This is a genomic window from Xanthobacter sp. AM11 (assembly GCF_047444035.1).
Classification (GTDB): domain Bacteria; phylum Pseudomonadota; class Alphaproteobacteria; order Rhizobiales; family Xanthobacteraceae; genus Xanthobacter.
This window is the reverse complement of the sequence record NZ_JBLAOA010000001.1, coordinates 1,597,581-1,622,707: the sequence shown is the minus strand read 5'-3', so window position 1 is coordinate 1,622,707 and position 25,127 is coordinate 1,597,581. Positions and strand designations below refer to the sequence as shown.

The window sequence follows — 25,127 nt, the reverse complement described above, 5'->3', positions numbered from 1 at the left end:
AATTGTATTATTAAGCACTATCTCTTTTTGATTGTATCGGTGCTAGCGTCCCTCCGGCTTCACATCCGGGGGTTGAACGTGCGGTACATGGTGGCTCTCGTGGCGGCGCTCGCATTGGGCGCCTGCGCAAAGACGGCCGACAGGGTGTCGGCCGCCTACGTGTCTCCCATCCAGTTCCAGGGCTACAGCTGCCAGCAGCTCGCGCAGGAGGCCGAACGCATTTCGGCCCGCGCCATCGCCCTCACCGGCGCCCAGAACAACCGCGCCACCAGCGATGCGGTGGCCACCACCGTGGCGGTGGTCATCTTCTGGCCCGCCGCCTTCCTTGTGGGCGGCGACGATGCCCAGACCGCGGAGCTGGCCCGGCTGAAGGGGGAGATGGACGCCATCGAGCAGGTGTCCATCCAGAAGAAATGCGGCATTTCCTTCCAGCGCGAGGACGCCCAGAAGGCGTCCTGACGCGCCGGGCGGCGGCCGCAAAGGCTGTGGCTGCCTCTACCTTTTCACCAGCGAGATCACGAACAGCAGGATCACCGCGCCGATGGTGGCGGAGATGATCTGGCCGAGCACGCCGCCCACCAGGAAGACATTGCCGAAGAGAAAGCCGCCGATGAGCGCACCGACGATGCCCACGGCGATGTTGCCCACGATGCCGAAACCATAGCCCTGGAAGAGCTGGCCGGCGAGAAAGCCGGCGATGGCGCCGACGATGACCATCCACAAGATACCCATGTCCGTCTCCCGCTCCTGTCCGAGCCGAACCGCCGCGCCCGTCCATGGCACGTTCAATCTAACCGGGCGCACGCCGCACGGGAACAACAACGCGAGCGCGGCCGCAACGGTTCACGCCTGCGTGCCCGCCGGGCCACATGCTCCGAAGGGGGGCTATCGCATTGGAATTTTTCTCTGCTACGCTGCACTGCGAGAAAAACCCGCGAAAGACCCGCGAGCAAGCCCGAACGACGTGACCGAACGGTCCGCAAACAAGGAGAGGACAGGACGCTATGGGCCAGACGGCTACCGTTAACGAAAACGACGGCACCCTTAAGGACCTCTACGAGCTGGGCGAGATCCCGCCGCTCGGCCATGTCCCCTCGAAAATGTATGCCTGGGCCATCCGGCGCGACCGCCATGGCCCGCCCGAGCAGTCGTTCCAGCTGGAGGTGGTGCCCACCTGGGAGCTGGGCGAGCAGGACGTTCTGGTGCTCGTGATGGCGGCGGGCGTGAACTACAACGGCATCTGGGCCGGCCTGGGCGAGCCCATCTCCGTGTTCGACGTGCACAAGGTGCCCTATCACATCGCCGGCTCCGATGCCTCGGGCATCGTCTGGGCGGTGGGCTCCAAGGTGAAGCGCTGGAAGGTGGGCGACGAGGTGGTCGTTCACTGCAACCAGGACGACGGGGACGACGAGGAGTGCAACGGCGGCGACCCGATGTTCTCCCCCTCCCAGCGCATCTGGGGCTATGAGACGCCGGACGGCTCCTTCGCCCAGTTCTGCCGGGTGCAGGCGCGCCAGCTGATGCCGCGCCCCATGCACCTGACCTGGGAGGAGAGCGCCTGCTACACTCTGACCATGGCCACCGCCTACCGCATGCTGTTCGGCCACCCGCCGCACACGGTGAAGCCGGGCGACTATGTGCTGGTGTGGGGCGCCTCGGGCGGGCTCGGCGTGTTCGGCGTGCAGCTTGCCGCCGCCTCCGGCGCGCATGTGATCGGCGTCATCTCCGACGAGACCAAGCGGGACTACGTGCTCGGCCTCGGCGCCAAGGGCGTGATCAACCGCAAGGACTTCAAGTGCTGGGGCCAGCTGCCCAAGGTCAACTCGCCCGAATACACCGAGTGGACCAAGGAAGCGCGCAAGTTCGGCAAGGCCATCTGGGACATCACCGGCAAGCGCGACGTGGACATCGTGTTCGAGCATCCCGGCGAGCAGACCTTCCCGGTCTCCACCCTGGTGGGCAAGCGCGGCGGCATGATCGTGTTCTGCGCCGGCACCACCGGCTTCAACATCACCTTCGACGCCCGCTATGTGTGGATGCGGCAGAAGCGCATCCAGGGCTCCCACTTCGCCCACCTGAAGCAGGCCTCCGCCGCCAACCAGTTCATCATCGACCGGCGCGTGGACCCCTGCATGTCGGAAGTGTTCCCCTGGGACCGCATTCCCGAGGCGCACACCAAGATGTGGAAGAACCAGCACGCCCCCGGCAACATGGCCGTGCTGGTGAATGCACCCCGCACCGGGCTTCGGACCTTCGAGGACGTGATCGAAGCCTGCGCGAAGACGTGAGAGGGGCGGTCTTCGCCACCGCCAGGGGAGAGGGAGGGGAGAGAGCATCACTCCCCTCCCGAGGCCCCTCGCTCCCCCCGTCGCCCTCCGACTTGACCGGGGGTCCATGCCGGGCCGGGGCACCGTGTCCAGCCGCGAGATGAATGCTCCGGTCAAGCCGGAGCATGACGGCCGTGACTGACCCTTGTTGAAAAGGCCGCTCCGGCTCCTGCCTCACGCCGCCGGCTTGAGCGCCTGAAGTTCCCCCGGCAGGGCATAGGCCCAGCCCGAGATGGAGCCGGCGCCGAGGCAGATCACATAATCCCCCGGCTTGGCCAGCCCGGCCACCACGCCCGCCAGCTGCTCCGGCCCCTCCAGCGCCGTCACCGAGCGGTGACCGTGGGCGATGAGGCCGCGGACCAGATGGTCCCGGTCCGCCCCCTCGATAGGCGCTTCCCCCGCCGTGTAGACCGGCGCCACCACCACATGGTCGGCATCGTTGAAGCAGGTGCAGAAATCGTCGAACAGGGACGCAAGGCGGGTATAGCGGTGCGGCTGCACCACCGCGATCACCTGCCCCTCGCTGGCCGCCCGCGCCGCCTTGAGCACGGCGGCGATCTCCACCGGATGATGGCCGTAATCGTCGAACACGGCGACGCCATTCCACTCGCCCGTGCGGGTGAAGCGCCGCTTCACGCCGCCGAACTGGGAAATGGCCTCGATGATCTTCGCGTCCGGCACCTTCAGTTCATGGGCCACGGCGATGGCGGCGGTGGCATTCAGCGCATTGTGCTTGCCGGGCATGGGCAGCTTGAGGCCGCGGATTTCGTGCACGGTCTCCCCCGCCCGGTTGCGGAACACCACACCGAACTTGGTGATGCCGCCCTTCAGGTCCACGTCCACCAGCCGCACGTCCGCCTGCGGGTTCTCGCCATAGGTGATGACGCGCCGGTCCTCGATGCGGCCCACCAGGGCCTGCACCACCGGATGGTCAATGCACATGACCGCGAAGCCGTAGAAGGGCACATTCTCCACGAAGGTCTTGAAGGCCTCCTGAACCTTGTCGAAGGTCTTGAAGTGGTCGAGGTGCTCGGGGTCGATATTGGTGACGATGGCCACTTCCGTCGGCAGCTTCAGGAAGGTGCCGTCGCTCTCGTCCGCCTCCACCACCATCCAGTTGCCCTCGCCGAGGCGGGCATTGGTGCCATAGGCATTGATGATGCCGCCATTGATGACGGTGGGGTCGAACGCCCCCGCATCCAGCAGCGCCGCCACCAGCGACGTGGTGGTGGTCTTGCCGTGGGTGCCGGCAATGGACACGCAGCTCTTCAGCCGCATCAGCTCGGCCAGCATCTCGGCCCGGCGCACCACCGGCAGGCGGCGGGCGCGGGCGGCGACCAGCTCGGGATTGTCGCGCTTGATGGCGGAGGACACCACCAGCACGTCGGCATCGTCCACATTCGAGGCCTGGTGACCCACCACCACCGTGATGCCGCGGTCGCGCAGGCGCTTCACGTTGGCGCTCTCCGCCACGTCCGAGCCCTGCACCTCGTAGCCGAGATTGTGCAGCACCTCGGCAATGCCGCTCATGCCGATGCCGCCGATGCCGACGAAATGGATGGAGCCGAGACCGGACGGCAGCTTCATGCCTTGCTTCCCCTGAAGGTTTCCACCGTTTCGCCTGCCGAAAGGTGCTGGACCAGATCGGCCAGCCGCCCGGCGGCGTCGAGCACGCTCTGGCTTCTGGCCTTGTCGGCCATCCGCGTCAATGACGCGGGCTCGCCGGCAAAAGTGTTGAGTTCCAGGGCGAGCCGATCGGGATCGAACTCCACCTGCCGCAGCACCAGGGCCGCGCCCACATCGGCAAGGGTGCGGGCGTTGGCGGCCTGGTCCTGGTCGAGGGCGTGGGGCAGCGGCACCAGGATGGAGGGCCGGCCCATGGCCGCCAGCTCCGCCACGGTTCCCGCGCCCGAGCGCGCAATGACGAGATGGGCCCTGGCCATGCGCGCCGGCAGGTCGTCGAAGAAGGCGGCCACGTGGGCCTGCACCCCGAGCCGGGCATAGGTGGCGGTGACCCGCTCCAGGTCCTCCTCGCGGGCCTGCTGGGTCACCACCAGGCGCGCCCGCAGGTCGGCGCCGAGCCGCTCCACCGCCTGCGGCACCACGTCCGACATCACCCTTGCCCCCTGGCTGCCGCCGAACACCAGAAGATGCAGGGCGCCGCCGGGAACGGGCGGGTCATAAGGCGCCGCTGCGGCGGCGATCACCGCCGGGCGCAGGGGATTGCCGGTCCACACCGCCTTGGGCGCAAGGGCGGGATCGCCCTTCACCAGGCCCGGAAAGCCGGTGGCGATGGCCGACACTCGCCGCGCCAGCATGCGGTTCGCCCGGCCCATCACCCCGTTCGCCTCATGGATCAGGCACGGCACCCCCAGCAGGGAGGCCGCCAGCAGCGGCGGCACGGTGGGGTAGCCGCCGAACCCCACCACCACCGCCGGCTTCAGCCGGCGCAGCAGGGCGAGGGAGGACACGAGGCCGGTGGCCAGCGCCAAGCCGGTGCGGGCCAGCGCCACCGGCGAGCGGCCGCGCACCGTATCGGCCGGCAGCACGTGCAGTTCACGGGCGGGAAAGTGGCCGGCATAGCGCGCGGCCCGGGCATCGGTGGCAAGGTCCACGCTGACCCCGCGCGCGGTGAGGGCGCCGGCGAGGGCCTCGGCCGGAAACAGATGGCCGCCGGTGCCGCCGGCGGCGAGGAGAACGAGCTTGGTCACTTCCACCCTCGATGGCCGCGCGGGAATTGCCGGTTCGGCAGCCTTGTGCGGGCGCGGCCTTGCTGCCCTGCCAATGCGGCCTTTCCGGGGACGGGATCAGGCCGGGCCGGCCAGCGCATCCGAAGGCGGCGCGACAACGCGCGGGCGCGCCAGCGGCTCGGCGGCCGGCCGCGTGTCGGTGAGCGCCGCCAGCGCCGCCGCACCCGGCCGCTTGCGCGACAGGGCCAGCAGCATGCCCATGCCGAAGGCGATGGAGATGAGCGAGGAGCCGCCATAGGAAATGAACGGCAGCGTCATGCCCTTGGCCGGGGCGATATGCACGTTCACCGCCATGTTGATGGCCGCCTGCAGCCCGAACAGCAGCGCCAGGCCGGTGATGGCGAAGCGGGTGAAGGGGTCGCTCTCCCGGGTGGCACGCGACAGCGCGCGCAGGATGATGAAGGCGAACAGCGCAAGGATGATGAGGCACAAGATGATGCCGAACTCCTCCCCCGCCACGGCGAACACGAAGTCCGTATGCCCGTCGGGCAGCATCCGCTTCATGGTGCCTTCGCCCGGCCCCTGGCCGAACCAGCCGCCATTGCGGAAGGAATTGAGCGCCGCGTCGATCTGGTAGGTGTCGCCCGAATCGGGATTGAGGAAGCGGTTGATGCGCTTCTGCACGTGGGACACGGTCATGTAGGCGATGAAGCCGCCGCCGGCGCCGACGCCCACCAGCCCCACCATCCAGATCCAGCGGAGGCCGGCGAGGAAGAAGAGCGAGGCCCACACCAGGCAGATGAGCAGGCTCTGGCCGAAGTCCGGCTGCTTCACCAGCGGCCCGAGCACGCTCGCCAGCAGGGCGAAGGCGAACAGCTGCGCCGGCATCTCCGGCCGCCGGGTGCTCTCGGCGAACAGCCAGGCCGCGAGGATGACGAAGGCCGGCTTGATGAATTCGGACGGCTGCACGGTAATGCCGGCAAGGGTGAGCCAGCGCCGCGCGCCCTTCACCTCCGGCCCCGCCACCAATGTGGCCAGCAGCAGCACGAAGAAGACCGCGAACACCACCACCGCTATGCGGCGGATGGCGCGCGGCGACAGGAAGGAGGTGGCCACCATGACCACGACGGCGGGCACCAGGAACAGCACCTGCCGGTTCACGAAATGGAACGGGTCCGCGATGTTCAGGCGGGCGGCCACGGCCGGGCTGGCGGCGAGGCACAGGATGATGCCGATCACCATCAGCCCCACCAGGGCAGCGAGCAGGGCGCGGTCCACCGTCCACCACCATTCGCTGAGGACGGTGCGGTCGGCGCGCGACATCATGGGCGGGCAACTCCGGGACGAGACATGGCCCGCACCATGCGTCCGGGAGGGTTGACGGGCGATTAAGACCGCCAAGCCCACCCATCGCACAATCGCCCGCCGCTGCCTATCTTGGGGCGGTGGCCAAGGCGAAGCGCAAGGGGGCGGATGCCCTCCCCGAACCGTTCGAGAGCTGGTTCCGCGCGCGGGGATGGACGCCGCGGGCGCACCAGCTCCACCTGCTTGCAGCCGCCCAGGCCGGGCGCTCGGCGCTGCTCATCGCCCCCACCGGCGCCGGCAAGACCCTGGCCGGCTTCCTGCCCACATTGCTGGAACTCGCCGGCGGGCGGGCGAAGTGGCCGGAACACCCCGCCCCGCCCCTCCTCATTCCCCCGGCTGCCGACGCCAGCGGGCCCGCCCGCGCCTTCGCCCGCTGGCAGGCGGAACGCCAGGCCTCGCCGCTGCACACGCTCTATATCTCCCCGCTGAAGGCGCTGGCGGTGGACATTGCCCGCAATCTGGAAACACCCATCGCCGAGATGGGCCTTCCCATCCGGGTGGAGACCCGCACCGGCGACACCCCCGCCGCCCGGCGCCAGCGGCAGCGCCGCGACCCGCCGGACATCCTGCTCACCACCCCCGAGCAGATCTCCCTGCTTCTGGCCTCGAAGGATGCCGAGCACCTCTTTTCCGGCCTCAGGCGCGTGGTGCTGGACGAGTTGCACGCCCTCGTCACCTCCAAGCGCGGCGACCTGCTGGCGCTGGCGCTGGCGCGGCTGCGAGCCATCGCGCCCGGCCTGCAATGCGTCGGCCTGTCCGCGACCGTGGCGGCCCCCGACGACCTGCGCCGCTACCTGGTGCCGCAGGACGAGGCCGGCGACCTCGCGGAGCTGGTGATGGCGCAGGGCGGCGCCCCGCCCGACGTGCGCATGATGGAAACCGCCGCCCCCATGCCCTGGGCCAGCCACATGGCGCTCCACGCCGTGCGCGACATCTACGGGCTGCTGGCGGCGAACCGGCTGTCCCTTATCTTCGTCAACACCCGCCGGCAGGCCGAGTTCATCTTCCAGGAGCTGTGGCGCATCAACGACCTCGACCTGCCCATCGCCCTGCATCACGGCTCGCTGGCCGTGGAGCAGCGGCGCAGGGTGGAAGCGGCCATGGCGGCGGGGAAGCTGAAGGCTGTGGTGGCCACCTCGTCCCTGGACCTCGGCATCGACTGGGGCGACGTGGACCTGGTGGTCAATGTGGGGGCGCCCAAGGGCGCCTCGCGGCTCATGCAACGCATCGGCCGCGCCAACCACCGGCTCGACGAGCCCTCCCGCGCCGTGCTGGTGCCCGCCAACCGGTTCGAGGTGCTGGAATGCCGCGCGGCGCTGGAGGCGGTGAAGGCGGGGGCGCAGGATACCCCGCCGGAACGGCAGGGCGCCCTGGACGTGCTGGCCCAGCATATCCTCGGCATGGCCTGCGCTGCCCCCTTCGATGCGGACGCGCTGTTCCGGGAAGTGCGCTCCGCCGCTCCCTACCGCGCCCTGCCCCGGGCGGAGTTCGATGCGGCGGTGGACTTCGTGGCCACCGGCGGCTACGCGCTGCGCGCCTATGAGCGCTATGCCCGGATCCGCCGCACCAGAGAGGGCCTGTGGCGGGTGGCCAACCCCATGGTGGCGCAGGCCTACCGGCTCAATGTCGGCACCATCGTGGAAGCCTCCATGCTCAAGGTGCGCCTCGTCTCCGCCCGCGGCGCGCCGCGCACGGGAGTGGCGGGGCGCGTGCGCTTCGGCGGGCGGACGCTGGGGGAGGTGGAGGAATATTTCGTCGAGACCATGGTACCGGGCGACACCTTCGTGTTCGCCGGCGAGATCCTGCGCTACGAGGCGCTGGTGGAGGACGAGGTCTATGTCTCCCGCACCACCGCCAAGGAACCGCGGGTGCCGGCCTATGCCGGCGGAAAATTCCCCCTCTCCACCTTCCTCGCCGCCGGGGTGCGCGCCCTCCTGGCCTCACCCGAGCGCTGGGCGGCGCTGCCGGCGCAGGTGCGCGAATGGCTGGAACTGCAGCGCCTGCGCTCCCGCCTGCCGGGACGCGACGATCTCCTGGTGGAGAGCTTCGAGCAGTCGGGGCGGCACTATCTGGTCACCTACCCGTTCGAGGGCCGGCTTGCCCACCAGACGCTGGGCATGCTCCTGACCCGGCGGCTGGAGCGGGCGCGGCTGAAGCCCCTGGGTTTCGTCGCCAATGATTATGCCCTTGCGGTCTATGCCGCCGGCGACATGGGCCTTGCGGTCCGGCAGGGGCGGCTATCCCTCGCCGACCTGTTCGACGAGGACATGCTGGGGGACGATCTGGAGGCCTGGCTGGCCGAGAGCGCCCTCATGAAGCGCACGTTCCGCCATTGCGCGATCATCGCCGGGCTCATCGAGCGGCGCTTTCCCGGCAAGGAGAAGACCTCGCGGCAGGTCACCGTCTCCACCGACCTCATCTATGACGTGCTGCGCCGGCACCAGAGCGACCACCTGCTGCTGCGGGCCGCACGGGCGGACGCGGCGAGCGGCCTGCTCGACGTGAAGCGGCTGGGCGAGATGCTGGCGCGCATCCGCGGCCGCATCGTCCACCAGCCGCTGGACCGCGTTTCGCCGCTGGCGGTGCCGGTGCTGCTGGAGATCGGGCAGGAGAGCGTCGGCGGCGAGGCCAGCGACGCGCTGTTGGCGGAGGTGGCGGAAGAGCTGGTGCGCACCGCCATGGGTTAAGGCGCCCCTATCCCGCCCAGTCCAGCCCGATATCGAGGATGGGCGCGCTGTGGGTGAGCCAGCCGACGGAGATGAGATCCACCCCCGACGCCGCGATGGCCGGCGCCGTTTCCCGGCTGACCCGGCCCGACGCCTCGGTGAGCATGCGCCCGCCCACCATCTTTACCGCCTCCGCCAGCATCGGCGGCGACATGTTGTCCAGCAGCACGGCATCCGCGCCGAGGGGCAAAAGCTCCTCCAGCTGGGCGAGGGTATCCACCTCCACCTCGATCTTCACCATATGGCCGGCGCGCTCGCGCACCCGCTTCACCGCCTCGGCCACCGAGCCGGCGATGGCCACGTGATTGTCCTTCACCAGCACCGCATCATCGAGGCCGAAGCGGTGGTTGGCGCCGCCGCCGGCCCGCACCGCGTACTTCTCCAGCGCCCTGAGCCCCGGCGTGGTCTTGCGGGTGCAGACGATCTGCGCCTTGTGGCCGGCCACCGCCTGCACCAGCCCGGCGGTCGCGGTGGCGATGCCGGAGAGGCGGCAGGCGAGGTTGAGCCCGGTGCGCTCGCCGGTCAGCAGCGCGCGGGAAGGCCCCTCCACCTGCGCCAGCACGGTACCCGGCGCCACCGCCTGCCCATCCGCCACACGACGGGTGAAGCGTACGTCCGGCGACAGCAGGCCGAAGGCGATGCGGGCGCAATCCAGCCCCGCCGCCACGCCCGCCTGGCGGGCCGCGAGCACGAGGCGGCTGCGGTGGTCGGCCGGAACCAGCGCCTCGGTGGTGATGTCGCCGGCGCGGCCGAGGTCCTCCAGCAGGGCCGCCCGGATGATGGGCTCCACCATCAGGTCCGGCAGCGGGGCGTGAACCGGTGCATCGAATGCCATGGGGGCTCCGTCAGTTGAAGGCGGCGCGGGCGGGGCCGGGCGCGGCGATGCGCCGGGCGGCGGCCAGTGTCGTGTCGAGGGTGGAGCGCGAGCGCCGCGCCACCGCGGCCGGGGCGGGATGGTCCGTGCGGGCATGGGCGCCGCGGCTCTCGGTGCGGGCGTGGGCCGCCACCGCCATCATCAGGCCCACCAGGGCCGGCGCGCGCGCGGCTCCGCCGGCTTCGGCCAGCGGCAGCAGAGCGCAGACCGCCGCCGCCAGCCCTGCCGCATCGCGGGTGACGCCGATGAGGCGGGAGACGATGGGCCGCACGGCAGCCGCGTCCGGCTGCGGCGGCATCACCGCCGGTGCGCGGCGGGCGGGCGGGCCGGCGCGGGTTCCGGCGATGCTGCGCGCCACCTCCCGGCCGCACACCACCGCCTCCAGCAGGGAATTGCTGGCGAGCCGGTTGGCGCCGTGCAGCCCGGTGGCCGCCACCTCGCCGCAGGCCCACAGGCCGGGAACGGTGCTGCGCCCGTCCCCATCCACGGCGATGCCCCCCATGTGATAATGCGCGGCCGGCCGGATGGGTACGAGATCGGTGGCGGGGTCGATGCCGGCGGCCAGACAGCCGGCCGCCACCGAGGGGAAGCGCGCCGAGAAGCGCGCCCCGAGGCTCACGCGGGCATCCAGATACACCTCGCGCCCGGCGGAAAGCTCGCGCCAGACCGCGCGAGCCACCACGTCGCGGGGGGCCAGCTCCGCCCCGGGCACGCCGGCGAGGAAGCGGCGGCCGGCGCCGTCCACCAGGATCGCCCCCTCCCCGCGCACCGCTTCCGAAATCAGCGCCAGCGGCCGCGCGGGCGTCGCCAGCGCCGTGGGGTGGAACTGCACGAATTCGAGGTCGGAAAGCTCCGCCCCCGCCTCAGCCGCCAGCGCCAGGCCGATGCCGAAGGAGGCGGCGGGATTGGTGGTGTGCTCATAGAGCGCGCCGATGCCGCCGGTGGCCAGCACCAGGCGCCGCGTGGGCAGGATGGCGCCGCCGGCGGCACCGGCGATCATCACCCCCGCCACGCCGCCGTCGTCTATCAGGATGCGCCGCGCCTCCGCCTCCACCACGGTGATGGACGGGCAGGCCGCTGCCGCCGCCGAAAGCGCGCGCACCAGCGCGCGGCCGGTGGCGTCGCCATCCGCATGGACGATGCGGCGCCGGCTGTGGGCGGCTTCCAGGCCCAGCATCAGGCCGCCGTCGGCCGCCCGGTCGAAGGCGACGCCGAGGCGCTCCAGCTCCGCCACCGCCTCGGGCCCGGCGGCGAGGATGCGGCGGGCCACCTGCGGATCGCACAGGCCATCCCCCGCCGCCAGCGTGTCGGCGAGATGGAGGTCGGCATCGTCGTCCGCCCCCACGCTCGCCGCCATGCCGCCCTGGGCCAGCGGGCTGGAGCCGTCGGTTCCGAGCGGCGCCCGCGTCACCAGCACCACCGGTTCGGGCGCCAGGAACAGGGCGGCGGTGAGCCCGGCGATGCCGCCGCCGACGACGACGGGACGCCCCGCCAGTTGCTCAAGGGCGGTCACAGCGCCAGCATCCGTTCCACCGAGCCGCGGGCACGGGCCGCCACGGCATCCGCGATGGTCACTTCATGGCGGTTCTGCTCCAGCGCCGCGCGGATGTTGGCCAGGGTGATCTTCTTCATGTGCGGGCACAGGTTGCACGGCCGCACGAAGTCGATGTCCGGGTAATGCACGGCCACATTGTCGCTCATGGAGCATTCGGTGAGCAGCACCACCCGGGGCGGGCGGCGGCGGCCCACATAATCGCTCATGGCGGCGGTGGAACCGGCGAAGTCGGCTTCGGCCACCACCTCCGGCGGGCATTCGGGGTGCACCAGCACGGTCACGCCGGGATTGGCTTCGCGCAGCTCGCGCACGTCGGCGGCGGTGAAGCGCTCGTGCACCTCGCACTGGCCGGCCCAGGAGATGATCTCCACCCCGGTCTCGGCCGCCACGTTCTTGGCCAGATACTGGTCCGGCAGCATGATGACCTTGGGCACGCCGAAGGACTTCACCACCCGCGCAGCATTGCCCGAGGTGCAGCACACGTCCACCTCCGCCTTCACCGCCGCCGAGGTGTTCACATAAGCGATGACTGGCAGGCCGGGATGGGCGGCGCGCATGAGCCGCACATCCTGCGGCGTGATGGAATCCGCCAGGGAGCAGCCGGCGCCCGCATCGGGAATGAGGACGGTCTTGCCCGGGTTGAGCAGCTTCGCCGTCTCGGCCATGAAGTAGACCCCGGCCAGCACGATGACATCGGCATCCACCCGCATGGCCTCGCGGGCCAGCGCCAGGCTGTCGCCAACGATGTCGGCCACGCAGTGGAAAATCTCCGGCGTCTGGTAATTGTGCGCCAGGATCACCGCGTTGCGCTCGCGCTTCAGGCGCAGGATGGCCTCGGCATCGTCGGCGAAGAAGGCCCAGTCGGCGGGCGGAACGACACGGCGCACCCGCTCATAGAGGGGGGCGGTGCGGGCGAGGGTTTCAGCGGCTGCGACCATTGTCTATACTCAGTTTGAGCATATGTCGGCCATATGCTTATCCTGAGCATAAGTTCTGTCAAGAGCGGGCGAGGGGCAGCTTGGTTCCCGAAAGGGCGCGCTCCTCCAGCACCGCATGGCGGAAGCGGAAGAGTTTTGCCGGCCGGCCAAGGGTTTCCGTGGTGGCGCCGCCGGCTTCCTCCACCAGTTCCTGCTGTTCCATGAGGCGGCGAAAATTCTGCTTGTGCAGGGTGCGTCCGGCGATGGCCTCCACGCAGCGCTGCAGCTGGAGCAGGGTGAAGGTGGGCGGCATCAGCTCGAACACGACGGGCCGATACTTGATCTTGGCCCGCAGCCGGGCGATGGCGGTGGCGAGGATGCGGCGGTGGTCCGCGATCATCGGCCGGCCGGCGCCCCCTGCATCGTCCCGCCCCTCCCGCCGCAGCCGCTCGGCAACGATGCCGGCCTCGTAGAGGAGCTCGTAGCGCTGCAGCGTCAGCTCCTCGTTCCAGGCCTCCCCGCCGAGCCCGAAGGTGACGGCCGCCCGCTGGCGCCGCCGCGCCCGCTCCGCCGCGCTCAGCCCCTCCCCGGCCCAGGCTTCGAGGGCCGGGGCAAGGGTGCGGGCCACCACCGGGGGCGGGCCCGCGCGGTGATCCTCCCAGGGGAAGTAAAGGTACCAGCCGTGCCAGCCCGCTTCGGTGGCGCCCTCCTCGCGGGTGAGCCCCAGATAGCTGATGGAGATGGTGCGCGGGCCGCTTTCGGCTCCCCCCCGGTCCTTGTCGGCGAAGGTATAGAGCTGCTCCAGATAGCCGAGGGGATGGTGGGTCTGCGCCTCCACCCAGGCCCGCAGGCCGTGCTGGAGCGAGCGATGGGCCAGCTCGAACGGCCCGGACGGCAGGGCGCCGCCCTGCTGCACCGTCATGACGCGCGGCTCGCCGGCCGTGACCGCCGCGAGCACCGCGATAAGGTCCACCGCAACGGATCGACTGGAGCGCTGGAGGCCCGTCATGAAGCTCCCGGAAGGACAGCCGGGGATGCCGGCACGCTCCCCGATAGCACGACGACGCGACGCGATGAAAGCGCGGCAGCCGGCCTCAGCTGCCGGGGATGAGCAGGCGCGGCGAGGCGAGCCGCACCCCGTCCTTGCCCTGCTGCTTCACCTGGTACATGGCGGTATCGGCCAGCCGGATGAGCTCGGCCTCCTCCGTCCCATGGTCGGGATAGATCGCGACGCCGATGCTGGCACCGACCGAGACCGTCGCATTGCGCGACCCATGGGAGAGGACATAGGGCTCCCGCAGGGTGGCGCACAGCCGCTCGCCCTGCTGCAGGGCCACGTCGGCATCCGCCAGTTCCACCATGATGACGGCGAACTCGTCGCCGGACAGGCGCACGGCGAAATCCTCATGGCGCAGGTTGGCCCGCAGCCGCTGGGCGATGGCGCACAGCAGCTTGTCGCCCATGCCGTGGCCGTGCTTGTCGTTGACCTGCTTGAATCCGTCGATGTCGATATAGAGCAGCGCGAACGACTTGCCGTGCCGTTCCGCGTGCGAGCGCACGCGCGAGAGATATTCCACGAAGAGAATGCGGTTGCCGAGCCCGGTCAGGGCGTCGTGGGTGGCCATGTGGCGGACCTGCTTTTCCACCCGCCGCCGCTCCTCGATCTCCACCTCCAGCTGGCGATTGCGCTTCTCCAGCTCCTCCAGCGCCACCTTGAGGCGCAACTTGGAGATGTGCAGGTCGAGAAAGACCGTGACCTTGGAAAGCAGCACCGCATCGTTGATCGGCTTGGCGATGTAGTCCACAGCGCCGAACGTATAGCCCTTCAGGCGGTTGATATCGTCCAGATAGGCTGCGGTGACGAAGACGATGGGCACATCGCAGGTATTGGGATCGTTGTTGAGCAGCGAGGCCACCTCGAAGCCGTCCATGTCCGGCATCTGCACGTCCAGCAGGATCAGAGCGAAGCGGTGGTCGAGGCACAGGGCCAGCGCCTCGTTGCCCGAGCGCGCCTCGAAGATTTCGGCCCGCACCGGAGTCAGCAGGCGGCGCATGCTGGCGAGATTCGCCTTCACGTCGTCCACCACGAGGATTTTCGGGAGATCCTCCGTCGTCATCGCCGTCCGTACCTGTTGATGCGCGCGGCAATCAACGCCAGGGGGCCGCAGAAATCCGCGCCGGCGCGCTCCAGGGCGGCGCGCGGCATGGTGTCCACCTCGGCTTCGGCTGGCTCCTGAATCAGCGCAACGCCTCCCAGTTCCCGGATCCGCCTCAGTCCGTCCGCCCCGTCGCTGCTGGCGCCGGTGAGCACGACCCCTGCCACCAGATCCTGATACGCTTCACCTGCACTCTTGAACAGCACGTCGATGGAGGGACGCGAGTAGCACACCCTCTCGTCGGTTGTGAGGTTAAAATGCCACTCACGGTCAACCAGAAGGTGGTAGCCGCTCGGCGCGACCTGCACCAGACCGGAGACGACCGGCCGGCGCTCCTCCGCAAGCACCACGGGCAGGGCGGAGGATGCATCCAGGATCGAGGGCAGGAGGTCCGGCCCGTCCGGCCCCAGGTGCACCACCACCACCACCGCGGCATCGAGGTCCGGGTCGAGGTCGGGCAGCAGCCGCTGCAGGGCGCTGGGGCCGCCGGCCGACGCGCCGATCACCACCGCGCGCCGCGCAGGTCCGCACAGGGCGGCCGCGGCGCGGCGCGTTTCGGCAGTGGCGGAGCGCGGCGTCATGGCGAGCCGACAGCCGGGATCACAGCCAGGGGCGCTCGACCCCCTTTGCGGTTTCGTAGGTGGCGATGGAGGCCGCCTTTTCCAGGGTGAGGCCGATGTCGTCCAGCCCCTCCATCAGGCAGCGCTTGCGGAAGGGGTCGATCTCGAAGCGCACCACACCGCCGTCGGGGCCGCGGATCTCCTGGGCGCCGAGGTCCACCGTCAGGGTGGCATTGGCGCCGCGCTCGGCGTCGTCGAACAGCTTGTCGAGGTCCTCCTGGGAGACGACCACCGGCAGGATGCCGTTCTTGAAGCAGTTGTTGTAGAAAATGTCGGCAAACGAGGTCGAGATGACGCAGCGGATGCCGAAGTCCAGCAGCGCCCAGGGCGCATGCTCGCGCGACGAGCCGCAGCCGAAATTGTCGCCGGCCACCAGGATGCGCGCGTTGCGATAGGCGCTCTGGTTCAGGACGAAGTCCGGGTTCTCCGAGCCGTCGTCCTTGTAGCGCATTTCGGAGAACAGGCCGGTGCCGAGGCCGGTGCGCTTGATGGTCTTCAGATACTGCTTGGGGATGATCATGTCGGTATCGACATTGACCAGCTTCATGGGCGCCGCAACGCCTTCGAGAACAGTGAACTTCTCCATGGAACCCTTCGGCCTTCGGTCATCTTGTGAGCCGTGGGACGCTGGCGGCCGGAGCCGCGGCATACGTCCGTTACCCTTCCATAACAGGCGCGCCACAACTTGCCCAGTTCCCAACCGGGAACCGGCGGGCGCAGCCGCCCAGCGCGCTCAATCCGCCCGGTCCTCGATATCGTCCATGTCCGCGTCGGACAGGCCGAAATGGTGGCCGATCTCGTGGACCAGCACGTGGGTCACCACGTCGCCGAGGGTTTCCTCGTTCTCGGCCCAGTAATCCAGGATGGGCCGGCGGTAGAGAAAGACCATGTTGGGCATCTGCCCGGTCTGCGGCACCGCCCCGCCCTGCGCGTGGCCGATGCCCTGGAACAGGCCCAGAAGGTCGAACGGTCCTTCCGCATCCATGGCGTCGAGCACCTCGTCGGTGGGAAAGTCCTCGATGCGGATCAGGAGGTCCCGGCACAGGTCGCGGAAGCTGCGCGGCAGGCGCTCGTAGGCCTCCCGCGCCAGCTGCTCGAACTCGGCGATGCCCGGCGCCTCGACATCGTGCCAGGAACTCCTGCGGGGCGTCCCCGGATGTGACGAACGGCCTTCGCCCATGCGCAATTCCCCCTGGATTGGCGGCCCGCCCCATGCTGCGTCGCAACACACGCGGGCGACGGAATGGATGCCGGCGTCCCCCGGCGGCGGAAGTCGTCACGCAGCCGTGACTTTCCTTAATGATTGGTGAACACAAGCATCAAGTGGGGTTCAGAAGGACTTGGTTAAGGAACAGTTAATCGGCCTGCATCGTTAACCCTGCAGACGACGATTTGGGAGAGTGGCCATGACGCGGAAGCTTGCGGTCACCGGCGCGCTGGTGACGATACTTGGAATTGCTGCGTTTTTCGCCCCGCACGAAGCGAATGCCGCGACCGTGGGGATGATCATGGGCGTGGTGTTCTGACCTGAGGGATGATCGACGCGCGTTTTGCGCGCCCGTCGATCACGCGATTGTGAAGGAAGCGGAGCACCTTTGGACTGGCCCGTTTCCATTGTGCAACAGGTCGATTTGCTCGTTCGCACGTGCGAAGGCAAGGCGGCACCGGAAGCGGCGCGGCCTTGCATGACGTTCACACTCCGGCCTCCGGCACCTGCGGCCGCCCCGTGACGGGCGGCCTTTTCGTGCCGCCCCTCACCGCCCGTCAGGCCCGCGCCGGCCAGTCGCGCACATCCACGAACCGGCCGGCGATGGCCGCCGCCGCCGCCATGATGGGCGATACGAGATGGGTGCGGCCCTTGAAGCCCTGGCGCCCCTCGAAATTGCGGTTCGAGGTGGAGGCGCAGCGCTCCTCCGGCGCCAGGCGATCGGCATTCATGGCCAGGCACATGGAGCAGCCCGGCTCGCGCCATTCAAAGCCCGCCGCGCGGAAGATCTTGTCCAGCCCTTCCGCCTCCGCCTGCTCCTTCACCAGGCCGGAGCCGGGCACCACCATGGCGGACACATTGGGGTTGACCGTGTGCCCGGCGACGATGGCCGCCGCCTGCCGCAGATCCTCGATGCGCCCGTTGGTGCACGAGCCGATGAACACCCGGTCGAGGGTGATGTCGGTGATCCGGGTTCCGGCGGCAAGGCCCATATAGGCCAGGGCGCGGACCTTGGCGCCGCGCTTCACCTCGTCGGCAATCAGCGCCGGGTCGGGCACCACGCCTTCGATCGACACCACATCCTCCGGGCTCGTGCCCCAGGAGACGATGGGCGGCAGGTTGGCGCCGTCGAGATGGATCTCGCTGTCGAAGTGCGCCCCCTCGTCGGAACGCAGGGTCTGCCAGAACCGCACCGCCTCGTCCCAGGCCGCGCCCTTCGGCGCCTTGGGCCGGTCCTTCAGATAGGCGAACGCCTTCTCGTCCGGCGCCACCATGCCGGCGCGGGCCCCGCCCTCGATGGACATGTTGCAGACCGTCATCCGCCCTTCCATGGAGAGGGAGGTGATGCCCTCGCCCGCATATTCGATGACGTAGCCAGTGCCGCCGGCGGTGCCGATGGTGCCGATGATGGCGAGCACCACGTCCTTGGCGCCGACGCCCTCGGGCAGCGGCCCGGAGACGGTGACGCGCATGTTCTTCGCTTTCTTCTGGATCAGCGTCTGAGTGGCGAGCACATGCTCCACCTCGGACGTGCCGATGCCATGGGCGAGCGCGCCGAAGGCGCCATGGGTGGAGGTGTGGCTGTCGCCGCAGACAATGGTGGTGCCGGGCAAAGTGAAGCCCTGCTCGGGCCCCACCACATGGACGATGCCCTGCCGCTTGTCGAAGCCGTCATAATATTCGACGCCGAATTCCCGCGTGTTCTCCGCCAGCGCCGCGATCTGCGCCACGCTCTCCGGGTCCGGGTTGGGCAGGGTGCGATCGGTGGTGGGAACATTGTGGTCCACCACCGCCAGCGTCTTCTGCGGGGCGCGCACGGTGCGGCCGGTCATGCGCAGGCCCTCGAAGGCCTGGGGGCTCGTCACCTCATGCACCAGGTGGCGGTCGATATAGAGGAGGCAGGTGCCGTCCTCCTGGCGGTCCACCACGTGGTCGTCGAAGATCTTGTCGTAGAGGGTGCGGGGACCGCCCGTGGGTGCGTTCATGATGTCCTGTCCTGAGGAAGTGCCGGCGCGCAGGGGCGGCCGGGCCGGTGTCTCGAAAGGGGTCCGGTGGGGGCGCGTCAGCCGCGGAGCTGGGCCGATGCCGCAGTGGTGAAGCGGCCGAAGAAGCGCCCGGGCAGGCGCACGTGATCGGGCACCGCCGCGAACTCCATCGTGGTGCGCGCGAACGGCCCGGCGGCACAGAAGGCCACCCGGCTCAGGATCGGAAAGGGCGCGCACGCATAAGGCATGGGCGGTTTTTAGCAGTTCCATGAAGGCGCGACAATCATCCGCGGCCACATGGCCGTTTCACATGTGCGCGGGCGCCTAGCGCGCGATCCGATCAAATTGAATCAATTTGATCGGTCAATCGCCCTCTCACTTAAGGATAGAGAACGCGCGGCTTTCGCCCGACCCGCCCTTCCCCCTTGCCTTGAAGCGCGCGGAAGGCGAGGAAGGGCGGATCTCGGGCATGGCAGGGGACCGGCGTGCAGTTCATCGCGACCTTCGATGCGATTTCCTTCCTGGATTCGGTGCTGAGCCTCTCCGCCGCCTTCGTGCTGGGCGCGCTCATCGGCGCCGAGCGGCAATATCGCCAGCGCACCGCCGGGCTGCGCACCAATGTTCTTGTCGCCGTCGGGGCGGCCGCCTTCACCGACCTTGCCTCGCGCATCGGCGGCCCCACCGACGCCATGCGCGTGGTGGCGAACGTGGTCACCGGCGTCGGCTTCCTGGGGGCCGGCGTCATCATGAAGGAGGGGCTCAACGTGCGCGGGCTGAACACGGCGGCAACGCTGTGGTGCTCGGCGGCGGTGGGCTCCTGCACCGGCGCGGACATGCTGGCGGAGGGCGTGCTCATCACCTTCATCATCATCGTCGGCAACACCCTGCTTCGCCCCATCGCCAGCGCCATCGACCGCGCGCCGCTGGACGCGCGCACCTCCGAGGTGAGCTACGAGGTGCGCCTGACGGTGGATACCGCCGCCCTCGCCGACCTGCGCGACCTGCTGATCGACGAGTTGGAAGCGGCGAAATACCCGGTGGGCGACGTGGAGGACGGCCCCGGCTCCGGCGCCACGAGCACCCTTGTGGCCAAGCTGGTGAGCACGGCAGTGGAGCCGAAGGAGCTCGATGCGGTGGTCGAGCGGCTCGCCGCCCTGCCGGGCGTGCGCCACGCCACCTGGGAAAGCACGACCGAGGAATAGGCCGCGGCACCCGGCCAGGCGGGGCGGGACGCGCGTCCGGCACCCCGCCGGTCGCCCCGATCGGTCCCCCTATCCCTGGGCCAGATGGTGCAGCACGATGCCGCTGGTGGTGGCCACGTTGAGGCTGTCGAAGCCCCCCGCCATGGGAATGGCCACCGTGCGCACCGCCTGCAGCACCTCCCCGGGCAGGCCCGGCCCCTCGGTGCCGAACAATGCGGCGACCCGCTCCGGCCGCGCCAGCCGCGCCAGCACCTCGCGGCCGGCGGGGGAAAGCGCCACCACCTCGAAGCCACGCCCCGCCAGCAGCTCCAGCATCGCCCGCCCATGGGGCACCCGGGCGAAGGGCACCACCAGGCTCGCCCCGACCGAGACGCGGATGGCCTTGCGATAGAGCGGATCGCACGACGCCGCATCCAGCAGCACCGCATCGGCGCCGAAGGCGGCGGCATTGCGGAAGATGCCGCCCATATTGTCGTGGTTGGTCAGGCCCAGCGCCGCCACCACCAGCGCCCGCGGCCCCAGCGTGTCCAGGAGCGCCCCGGCGTCCGGCAGGGGGCGCGCCTCGCCCAGCGCCAGGATGCCGCGATGGATGGGAAAGCCCACCAGTTGGTCCATCACCGCCTGCTCCGCCACATGGACCGGCACATCCGGCGGCAGCGCCGCGATCACGTCCGCCAGCCGCCCGGCCTGGGCCTGCGAGAGCAGCACGGAGACCAGGCGATGGCCCCCCGGGCCGAGGCGCCCCGCCAGCAGGCGGAGCACCACCTCCCCTTCCGCCATGAAGCGGCCGTCGCGGCCCACGAGGTCGCGTTCGCGCACGGCGCGATAGTCCGCGATCCGAGGATCGTCGGCACCGGCGACGGGCACGATCATAGGGGCCGGCGCTTCACCGGCACGGGCGGGGCGGTGGAGGCCCGCACCACCAGTTCCGGCGCCATCTCCACCCGCTCCACCGGCCGGGCGGGGTCGGCGATGCGCTTCAGGGCGAGGTCGGCGGCGGCCCGGCCATATTCGGGAATGAAGGTGTGCACCGTGGTGAGCGCCGGATGCCAGAGCCGGGCTTCGGCGATGTCGTCATAGCCCACCAGCGAGAAGTCCACGCCCGCGGTCAGCCCGGCCGCCTGCAGGCCCATGAGCGCGCCGAAGGCGGACAGGTCGTTGAAGCACACGGCGGCGGTGGGCGGCTCCTCCAGCGCCAGCAGGCGGGCCATGGCGTGGCGCCCCTCCTCCCGCAGGCCGGGCCCCTCCATCACCAGCGCGGGATCGTAGGCAATGCCCGCCGCAGCCAGCCCGCTGCGATAGCCGGCGTGGCGCTTGCGGCCGGTGGAGATGGCATCATAGCCACCGATCATGCCGATGCGGCGGTGGCCGAGGCCCACCAGATGGGCAACCCCCAGCGCCACGCCGGCGGTATCGTCGGAGCCGGCGAAGTCGAAGCCGGAGCCCTCGATCTCGCGCGTCACCTGCACCACGGCAATGCCGGTGGAGGCCAGCGCCTTCAGGTCGTCCACCGTGGTGTGCGCGGCCGGAGAGACGAGGAAGGCGTCGGGGCGGTATTCGGCAAGGGTGCCGAGGGTCCGCGTCTGGCGCTCCACATCCTCCTGGCTCACACCGAGGAGCACGGTCTTGCCGGCATCGGAAAGCGCGTCCTCAACCGCTGCGAGCAGCTCGGTGAAGGAGGGGTTGACGATGTCGTGCAGCCCGAGGGCCACGATGTTGGTGCGCGCGGTGCGCAGGGCCGCGGCGCCGCGGTTGGCCACATAGCCGCGGGCGCGCGCCGCCTCCTGCACCTTCAGCCGGGTGGCCTCGGCCACCATGGGGCTGTCGCGCAGGGCCAGCGATATGGTCGCCGTGGAAAGCCCGAGCTCGCGGGCAAGGCCCTGGAGCGTCACCTTGCCGAGAGGCGCTGCGGGCTGGGCGGGGGTCGTCTCGTCCATGGGCATCCCTATAAACGGATCTGTCGCGCCTCGCGCCGTCCTTTTCTTCATGCTAAACGATTTAGCGAATACAACCAATGACATTGATTCCTGGAGGACGGTCATGACCAAGGCGCGTGTGGGCTTCATCGGGGTGGGGCTGATGGGGCACGGCATGGCGAAGTGCATCCTTGCCAAGGGCTTCCCGCTGATGGTCCTGGGCCACCGGAACCGCGGCCCGGTGGAGGATCTGCTCGCCCGCGGGGCCAGTGAGGCGACGACACCGGCGCAGCTGGCGGCCCAATGCGACATCATCTTCCTGTGCGTCACCGGGGCGCCGCAGGTGGAAGAGGTGCTGCGCGGTCCTTCCGGCATCCTTTCGGCGGCGAAGGCGGGGCTGCACATCGTCGATACCTCCACCTCCGAGCCGACCCTGACCATGGCGCTGGCGGCGGAGCTGGCGGCGCGCGGCATCGCCTTCTGCGATGCGCCGCTGGGCGGCACGCCGGTGCAGGCGGAGGAAGGGGCGCTGTCGGCCATGGTGGGTGCCGAGGATGCCGCCTTCGCGGTGATCGAGCCGGCCATCGCCGCCTTTGCCAGCCGCATCGTGCGGGTGGGGGCGCCGGGGGCGGGGCACACCATGAAGCTGCTCAACAACTTCCTGTCCCTGGGCTACGGCGCCATCTATGCCGAGGCGCTGGCCCTGGCGGCCAAGGTGGGGGTGACGCCGCAGGTGTTCGACAGCGTCATCCGCGGCTCGCGCATGGATTGCGGCTTCTACCAGACCTTCATGGGCTATGTGCTGGACGGCAACGTGAACGCCCACCGCTTCACCATCGCCAATGCCCACAAGGACATGCGCTACGTCACCAACCTCGCCACCAACACCGGGGCCGCGGCCTTCCTCAGCGCCACGGTGAAGAACCTTTATGCCGCCGCTGAAGGGCTGGGCAACGGCGGCAAGAACGTGCCGCAGGTGACCGACGTGGTGGCGCAGATGAACGGGGTGGCCACGGTGGCGGAGCGCAAGGCGGCGGAGTGATGGCACGGCGCAACCCGCCATCCGGCGGGTGAGCGGCATCTTTAAGAGCTGATGGCAGACTGACGGGCCGGACGCGGAAGAAATCAAATCCGTCAGCCTTTGCCGGCCGCCCAGGCCGACCTTCTCCGCCCGCCCCCTTCACCCGCCCTTAACCCCTTGCCGCCATTCTGCGTCTCATGCGTAAGCGTTGCGTAGGGTTGCGTCATGCGTAGTGTGGCCAAGGGGGCGGCGGGGCGGGCGGTGAGCCGGTTCGGCGAACGTCCGCAGTGTTCCCAGCCCGCCCCCTTGGCGGCGATTTCCGGCCGGCGGGAGGTGCCCGCGGCCATTCCCCTCGATCAGGTGATCTGTGGCGACAGCATCCGCGCCATGGCGGCCTTACCCGCCGGCTGCGCCGATCTCGTGTTCGCCGATCCGCCCTACAACCTCCAGCTGGGCGGCGAGCTGAAGCGGCCGGACGAAAGCCGCGTGGATGCGGTGGACGACGCCTGGGATCAGTTCGAGAGCTTTGCCGCCTATGATGCCTTCACCCGGGCCTGGCTTTTGGCCGCGCGCCAGGCGCTGAAGCCCAACGGCACGCTGTTCGTCATCGGCTCCTACCACAACATCTTCCGCGTCGGCGCCATGATGCAGGATCTGGGCTTCTGGATCCTCAACGACATCATCTGGCGCAAGGCCAACCCCATGCCCAATTTCCGCGGCCGGCGCTTCACCAATGCGCACGAGACGCTGATCTGGGCCGCGCGCAGCCCGCAGGCCAAATACACCTTCAATTACGAGGCGCTGAAGGCCGGCAACGAAGACGTGCAGATGCGCTCGGACTGGCTGTTCCCCCTGTGCACCGGTCAGGAGCGGCTGAAGGACGCCGCCGGGCGCAAGCTGCACCCCACCCAGAAGCCCGAGGCGCTCATCGCCCGCATCCTGCTGTCGGCGACCAAGCCCGGAGATGTGGTGCTCGACCCCTTCTTCGGCTCCGGCACGACGGGTGCGGTGGCCAAGCGCCTGCGCCGCTCCTTCATCGGCATCGAGCGGGAAGAGGCCTATGCGCAAGCCGCCCGTGCCCGCATCGACGCCGTGGAGCCGCTGCCGGAAGCCGCGCTCATTGCTCCGCCCAGCGCCCGCGAGGCGCCGCGGGTGGCCTTCTCCGCGCTGGTGGAACGCGGCCTCGTCTCCCCCGGCGTCGAGCTGACCGACGCCAAGGGCCGCTTCCGCGCCGTGGTGCGGGCGGATGGCACCATCGCCCTTGCGGGCGGACAGAATGTGGGCTCCATCCACCGCGTCGGCGCCCTCGCCCAGGGGGCGGAGGCCTGCAACGGCTGGACCTTCTGGCACGTGGAAGAAGAAGGCCGCCGCCACCCCATCGACACCCTGCGTGCCCGCCTGCGCGCCGAGATGGGCATAGCGGCCGAATAGGTCCGTCCCTATTGCGCCCGGCCGTGCGCCAGCACCTTGCGCATGACCGAAGGCAGCGCCTCCGCGTCGAAGCGCCCGGGCAGCACCCAGCGGTGCCCCTCCGGCGCCGGGGTCGCCTGCGCCAGATCGGCGCGCAGCACCTCCAGCGTCAGCGCAAAATGGGTGAACACATGCTCCACCGCCCCCGGCAGGCGGCGCCAGCGGGCCTTGAGCGGCGCATGCGCCTCGGGCGCCGAGGGGGGCGGGCCCCAGGGGGTGGAGGGAACCTCCGTCATCTTCGCCAGCAGCCCCTTGTCCGGCCGGGTGCGCAGCAGCACCGCCCCATCCGCCCGCACCGCGAGGAAGGCCACCCCCGCCCGGTGCGGCTTCTCCGCCTTCGGCGCCTTCACCGGGTAGCGCGCCGGATCGCCCTGCGCGCGCGCCACGCACGGCTCCATCCACGGACACAGGGCGCAGGCGGGAGACCTGGGGGTGCAGATGGTGGCGCCCAGATCCATCATGGCCTGGGCGAAATCCCCCGGGCGCCGCTCCGGCGTGAGGGCCGCGGCAAGCGCCTTGATGGCCGGCTTCGCCTTCGGCAGCGGCGCGTCCACCGCATGCAGGCGGGCGACGACGCGCTCGATGTTGCCGTCCACCGGGCTCGCCTTGCGGTCGAAGGCGATGGCGGCAATGGCCGCCGCCGTATAGGGGCCGATGCCGGGCAGGTCCAAAAGCGCCGCCTCCTCGTCCGGGAACCGCCCGCCATGACGCGCCACCACCGCCAGGGCGCAGGCGTGGAGATTACGCGCGCGGGCATAATAGCCGAGCCCCGCCCAGGCCGAGAGCACCTCTTCCAGCGGCGCCGCCGCAAGCTGCGCCACCGTGGGCCAGCGGGCGAGAAAGGCCGCGAAATAGGGGCCCACCGCCTTCACCGTGGTCTGCTGGAGCATGATCTCCGACAGGAACACATGATAGGGGTCGGCGCGCCGGCCGGGCGGCGCCCGCCAGGGCAGGTGGCGGCGATGGGCGTCGTACCAGGCGAGGAGCGCGGCGCTCCGGGCGCCGGCCGGCGCGCCCGCATGGGCGCCCCTTGCGGCCGGCCGTTGGGCGGGAGAGGATGTCATGCGGCCAAGGTGGCTGCACACGCGCACAAGGA

General features: G+C 70.0%; 23 protein-coding genes. 6 read left to right on the top strand and 17 right to left on the bottom strand.

The annotated features are described in order from the left end of the window. Nucleotides 1–87: 87 nt before the first annotated feature. On the top strand, nucleotides 88–459 hold the full coding sequence (locus tag ACI7BZ_RS07620) for a hypothetical protein (RefSeq protein ID WP_414116554.1): 372 nt from the start codon (nucleotides 88–90) through the stop codon (nucleotides 457–459). A gap of 36 nt (nucleotides 460–495) precedes the next feature. On the opposite strand, the gene ACI7BZ_RS07615 is transcribed toward ACI7BZ_RS07620, so the two are convergent. Beyond that, the gene (locus ACI7BZ_RS07615; RefSeq protein WP_414116553.1) at nucleotides 496–732 is read right to left on the bottom strand and encodes a GlsB/YeaQ/YmgE family stress response membrane protein; all 237 of its coding nucleotides are present in this window, start codon (nucleotides 730–732) and stop codon (nucleotides 496–498) included. Between the two features lie 272 nt (nucleotides 733–1,004). On the opposite strand from ACI7BZ_RS07615, the gene ccrA reads away from it, so the two are divergent. Continuing rightward, nucleotides 1,005–2,288 carry a crotonyl-CoA carboxylase/reductase gene (gene ccrA, locus ACI7BZ_RS07610; RefSeq protein WP_414116552.1) on the top strand — a complete coding sequence of 428 codons (1,284 nt, stop codon included), beginning with the start codon at nucleotides 1,005–1,007 and terminating at the stop codon, nucleotides 2,286–2,288. A 213-nt stretch (nucleotides 2,289–2,501) separates the two neighbouring features. Here the strand turns inward: ccrA and murC are convergent, their stop codons facing one another. The 3 genes from murC to ftsW all read right to left on the bottom strand — a co-directional run bounded on the left by murC (nucleotide 2,502) and on the right by ftsW (nucleotide 6,343). Next, entirely contained in the window at nucleotides 2,502–3,914 is a 1,413-nt protein-coding gene (gene murC / locus ACI7BZ_RS07605; protein WP_414116551.1) for a UDP-N-acetylmuramate--L-alanine ligase, read from the bottom strand. Continuing rightward, nucleotides 3,911–5,044, bottom strand: coding sequence for an undecaprenyldiphospho-muramoylpentapeptide beta-N-acetylglucosaminyltransferase (murG, locus tag ACI7BZ_RS07600; RefSeq protein ID WP_414116550.1), 1,134 nt, complete (start codon nucleotides 5,042–5,044; stop codon nucleotides 3,911–3,913). Before murG ends, murC begins: the two co-directional genes overlap by 4 nt. 90 nt (nucleotides 5,045–5,134) lie before the next feature. After that, nucleotides 5,135–6,343, bottom strand: a complete 1,209-nt coding sequence (gene ftsW, locus ACI7BZ_RS07595; RefSeq protein WP_414116549.1) for a putative lipid II flippase FtsW — start codon at nucleotides 6,341–6,343, stop codon at nucleotides 5,135–5,137. Nucleotides 6,344–6,462: 119 nt separating this feature from the next. Here ftsW and ACI7BZ_RS07590 point away from each other — a divergent pair, with 119 nt between their 5' ends. Continuing rightward, entirely contained in the window at nucleotides 6,463–9,069 is a 2,607-nt protein-coding gene (locus ACI7BZ_RS07590; protein ID WP_414116548.1) for a ligase-associated DNA damage response DEXH box helicase, read from the top strand. A gap of 7 nt (nucleotides 9,070–9,076) precedes the next feature. Here the strand turns inward: ACI7BZ_RS07590 and nadC are convergent, their stop codons facing one another. The 10 genes from nadC to ACI7BZ_RS07540 form a co-directional block, all read right to left on the bottom strand. After that, entirely contained in the window at nucleotides 9,077–9,943 is an 867-nt protein-coding gene (nadC, locus tag ACI7BZ_RS07585) for a carboxylating nicotinate-nucleotide diphosphorylase (protein WP_414116547.1), read from the bottom strand. Nucleotides 9,944–9,953: 10 nt separating this feature from the next. Further along, nucleotides 9,954–11,495, bottom strand: coding sequence for an L-aspartate oxidase (locus tag ACI7BZ_RS07580; protein WP_414116546.1), 1,542 nt, complete (start codon nucleotides 11,493–11,495; stop codon nucleotides 9,954–9,956). Continuing rightward, the gene (gene nadA / locus ACI7BZ_RS07575) at nucleotides 11,492–12,475 is read right to left on the bottom strand and encodes a quinolinate synthase NadA (protein ID WP_414116545.1); all 984 of its coding nucleotides are present in this window, start codon (nucleotides 12,473–12,475) and stop codon (nucleotides 11,492–11,494) included. Before nadA ends, ACI7BZ_RS07580 begins: the two co-directional genes overlap by 4 nt. Nucleotides 12,476–12,533: 58 nt before the next feature. Next, a complete protein-coding gene (locus ACI7BZ_RS07570; RefSeq protein WP_414116544.1) occupies nucleotides 12,534–13,463 on the bottom strand; it encodes an NUDIX hydrolase in 930 nt (309 codons plus the stop codon). Between the two features lie 85 nt (nucleotides 13,464–13,548). Continuing rightward, nucleotides 13,549–14,571 carry a two-component system response regulator gene (locus ACI7BZ_RS07565; RefSeq protein WP_414116543.1) on the bottom strand — a complete coding sequence of 341 codons (1,023 nt, stop codon included), beginning with the start codon at nucleotides 14,569–14,571 and terminating at the stop codon, nucleotides 13,549–13,551. Next, nucleotides 14,568–15,191, bottom strand: a complete 624-nt coding sequence (locus ACI7BZ_RS07560; RefSeq protein WP_414116542.1) for a chemotaxis protein CheB — start codon at nucleotides 15,189–15,191, stop codon at nucleotides 14,568–14,570. Before ACI7BZ_RS07560 ends, ACI7BZ_RS07565 begins: the two co-directional genes overlap by 4 nt. 19 nt (nucleotides 15,192–15,210) lie before the next feature. Beyond that, a complete protein-coding gene (gene leuD / locus ACI7BZ_RS07555) occupies nucleotides 15,211–15,816 on the bottom strand; it encodes a 3-isopropylmalate dehydratase small subunit (protein ID WP_414116541.1) in 606 nt (201 codons plus the stop codon). A gap of 147 nt (nucleotides 15,817–15,963) precedes the next feature. Continuing rightward, a complete protein-coding gene (locus ACI7BZ_RS07550) occupies nucleotides 15,964–16,410 on the bottom strand; it encodes a metallopeptidase family protein (protein ID WP_414116540.1) in 447 nt (148 codons plus the stop codon). A 584-nt stretch (nucleotides 16,411–16,994) separates the two neighbouring features. Continuing rightward, complete coding sequence (gene leuC, locus ACI7BZ_RS07545; protein WP_414116538.1) at nucleotides 16,995–18,422, bottom strand: 3-isopropylmalate dehydratase large subunit; 1,428 nt, start codon at nucleotides 18,420–18,422, stop codon at nucleotides 16,995–16,997. Nucleotides 18,423–18,499: 77 nt separating this feature from the next. After that, complete coding sequence (locus ACI7BZ_RS07540; RefSeq protein WP_414116537.1) at nucleotides 18,500–18,670, bottom strand: hypothetical protein; 171 nt, start codon at nucleotides 18,668–18,670, stop codon at nucleotides 18,500–18,502. 237 nt (nucleotides 18,671–18,907) lie between these two features. Between ACI7BZ_RS07540 and ACI7BZ_RS07535 the strand changes: the two genes are divergently transcribed. Beyond that, the gene (locus tag ACI7BZ_RS07535; protein ID WP_414116536.1) at nucleotides 18,908–19,624 is read left to right on the top strand and encodes an MgtC/SapB family protein; all 717 of its coding nucleotides are present in this window, start codon (nucleotides 18,908–18,910) and stop codon (nucleotides 19,622–19,624) included. Between the two features lie 69 nt (nucleotides 19,625–19,693). Here ACI7BZ_RS07535 and ACI7BZ_RS07530 read toward each other — a convergent pair whose 3' ends face one another. Both ACI7BZ_RS07530 and ACI7BZ_RS07525 read right to left on the bottom strand, forming a co-directional pair. Next, nucleotides 19,694–20,497 (bottom strand): TrmH family RNA methyltransferase, encoded by an 804-nt coding sequence (locus ACI7BZ_RS07530; RefSeq protein ID WP_414116535.1) that lies wholly within the window; start codon nucleotides 20,495–20,497, stop codon nucleotides 19,694–19,696. Continuing rightward, nucleotides 20,494–21,561, bottom strand: coding sequence for a LacI family DNA-binding transcriptional regulator (locus tag ACI7BZ_RS07525; protein ID WP_414116534.1), 1,068 nt, complete (start codon nucleotides 21,559–21,561; stop codon nucleotides 20,494–20,496). Before ACI7BZ_RS07525 ends, ACI7BZ_RS07530 begins: the two co-directional genes overlap by 4 nt. Nucleotides 21,562–21,664: 103 nt before the next feature. On the opposite strand from ACI7BZ_RS07525, the gene ACI7BZ_RS07520 reads away from it, so the two are divergent. Both ACI7BZ_RS07520 and ACI7BZ_RS07515 read left to right on the top strand, forming a co-directional pair. Next, entirely contained in the window at nucleotides 21,665–22,582 is a 918-nt protein-coding gene (locus ACI7BZ_RS07520; RefSeq protein WP_414116533.1) for an NAD(P)-dependent oxidoreductase, read from the top strand. 204 nt (nucleotides 22,583–22,786) lie between these two features. Further along, entirely contained in the window at nucleotides 22,787–23,992 is a 1,206-nt protein-coding gene (locus ACI7BZ_RS07515) for a site-specific DNA-methyltransferase (RefSeq protein WP_414116532.1), read from the top strand. 8 nt (nucleotides 23,993–24,000) lie between these two features. Here the strand turns inward: ACI7BZ_RS07515 and mutY are convergent, their stop codons facing one another. Further along, entirely contained in the window at nucleotides 24,001–25,095 is a 1,095-nt protein-coding gene (gene mutY, locus ACI7BZ_RS07510; protein WP_414116531.1) for an A/G-specific adenine glycosylase, read from the bottom strand. Nucleotides 25,096–25,127 lie beyond the last annotated feature (32 nt).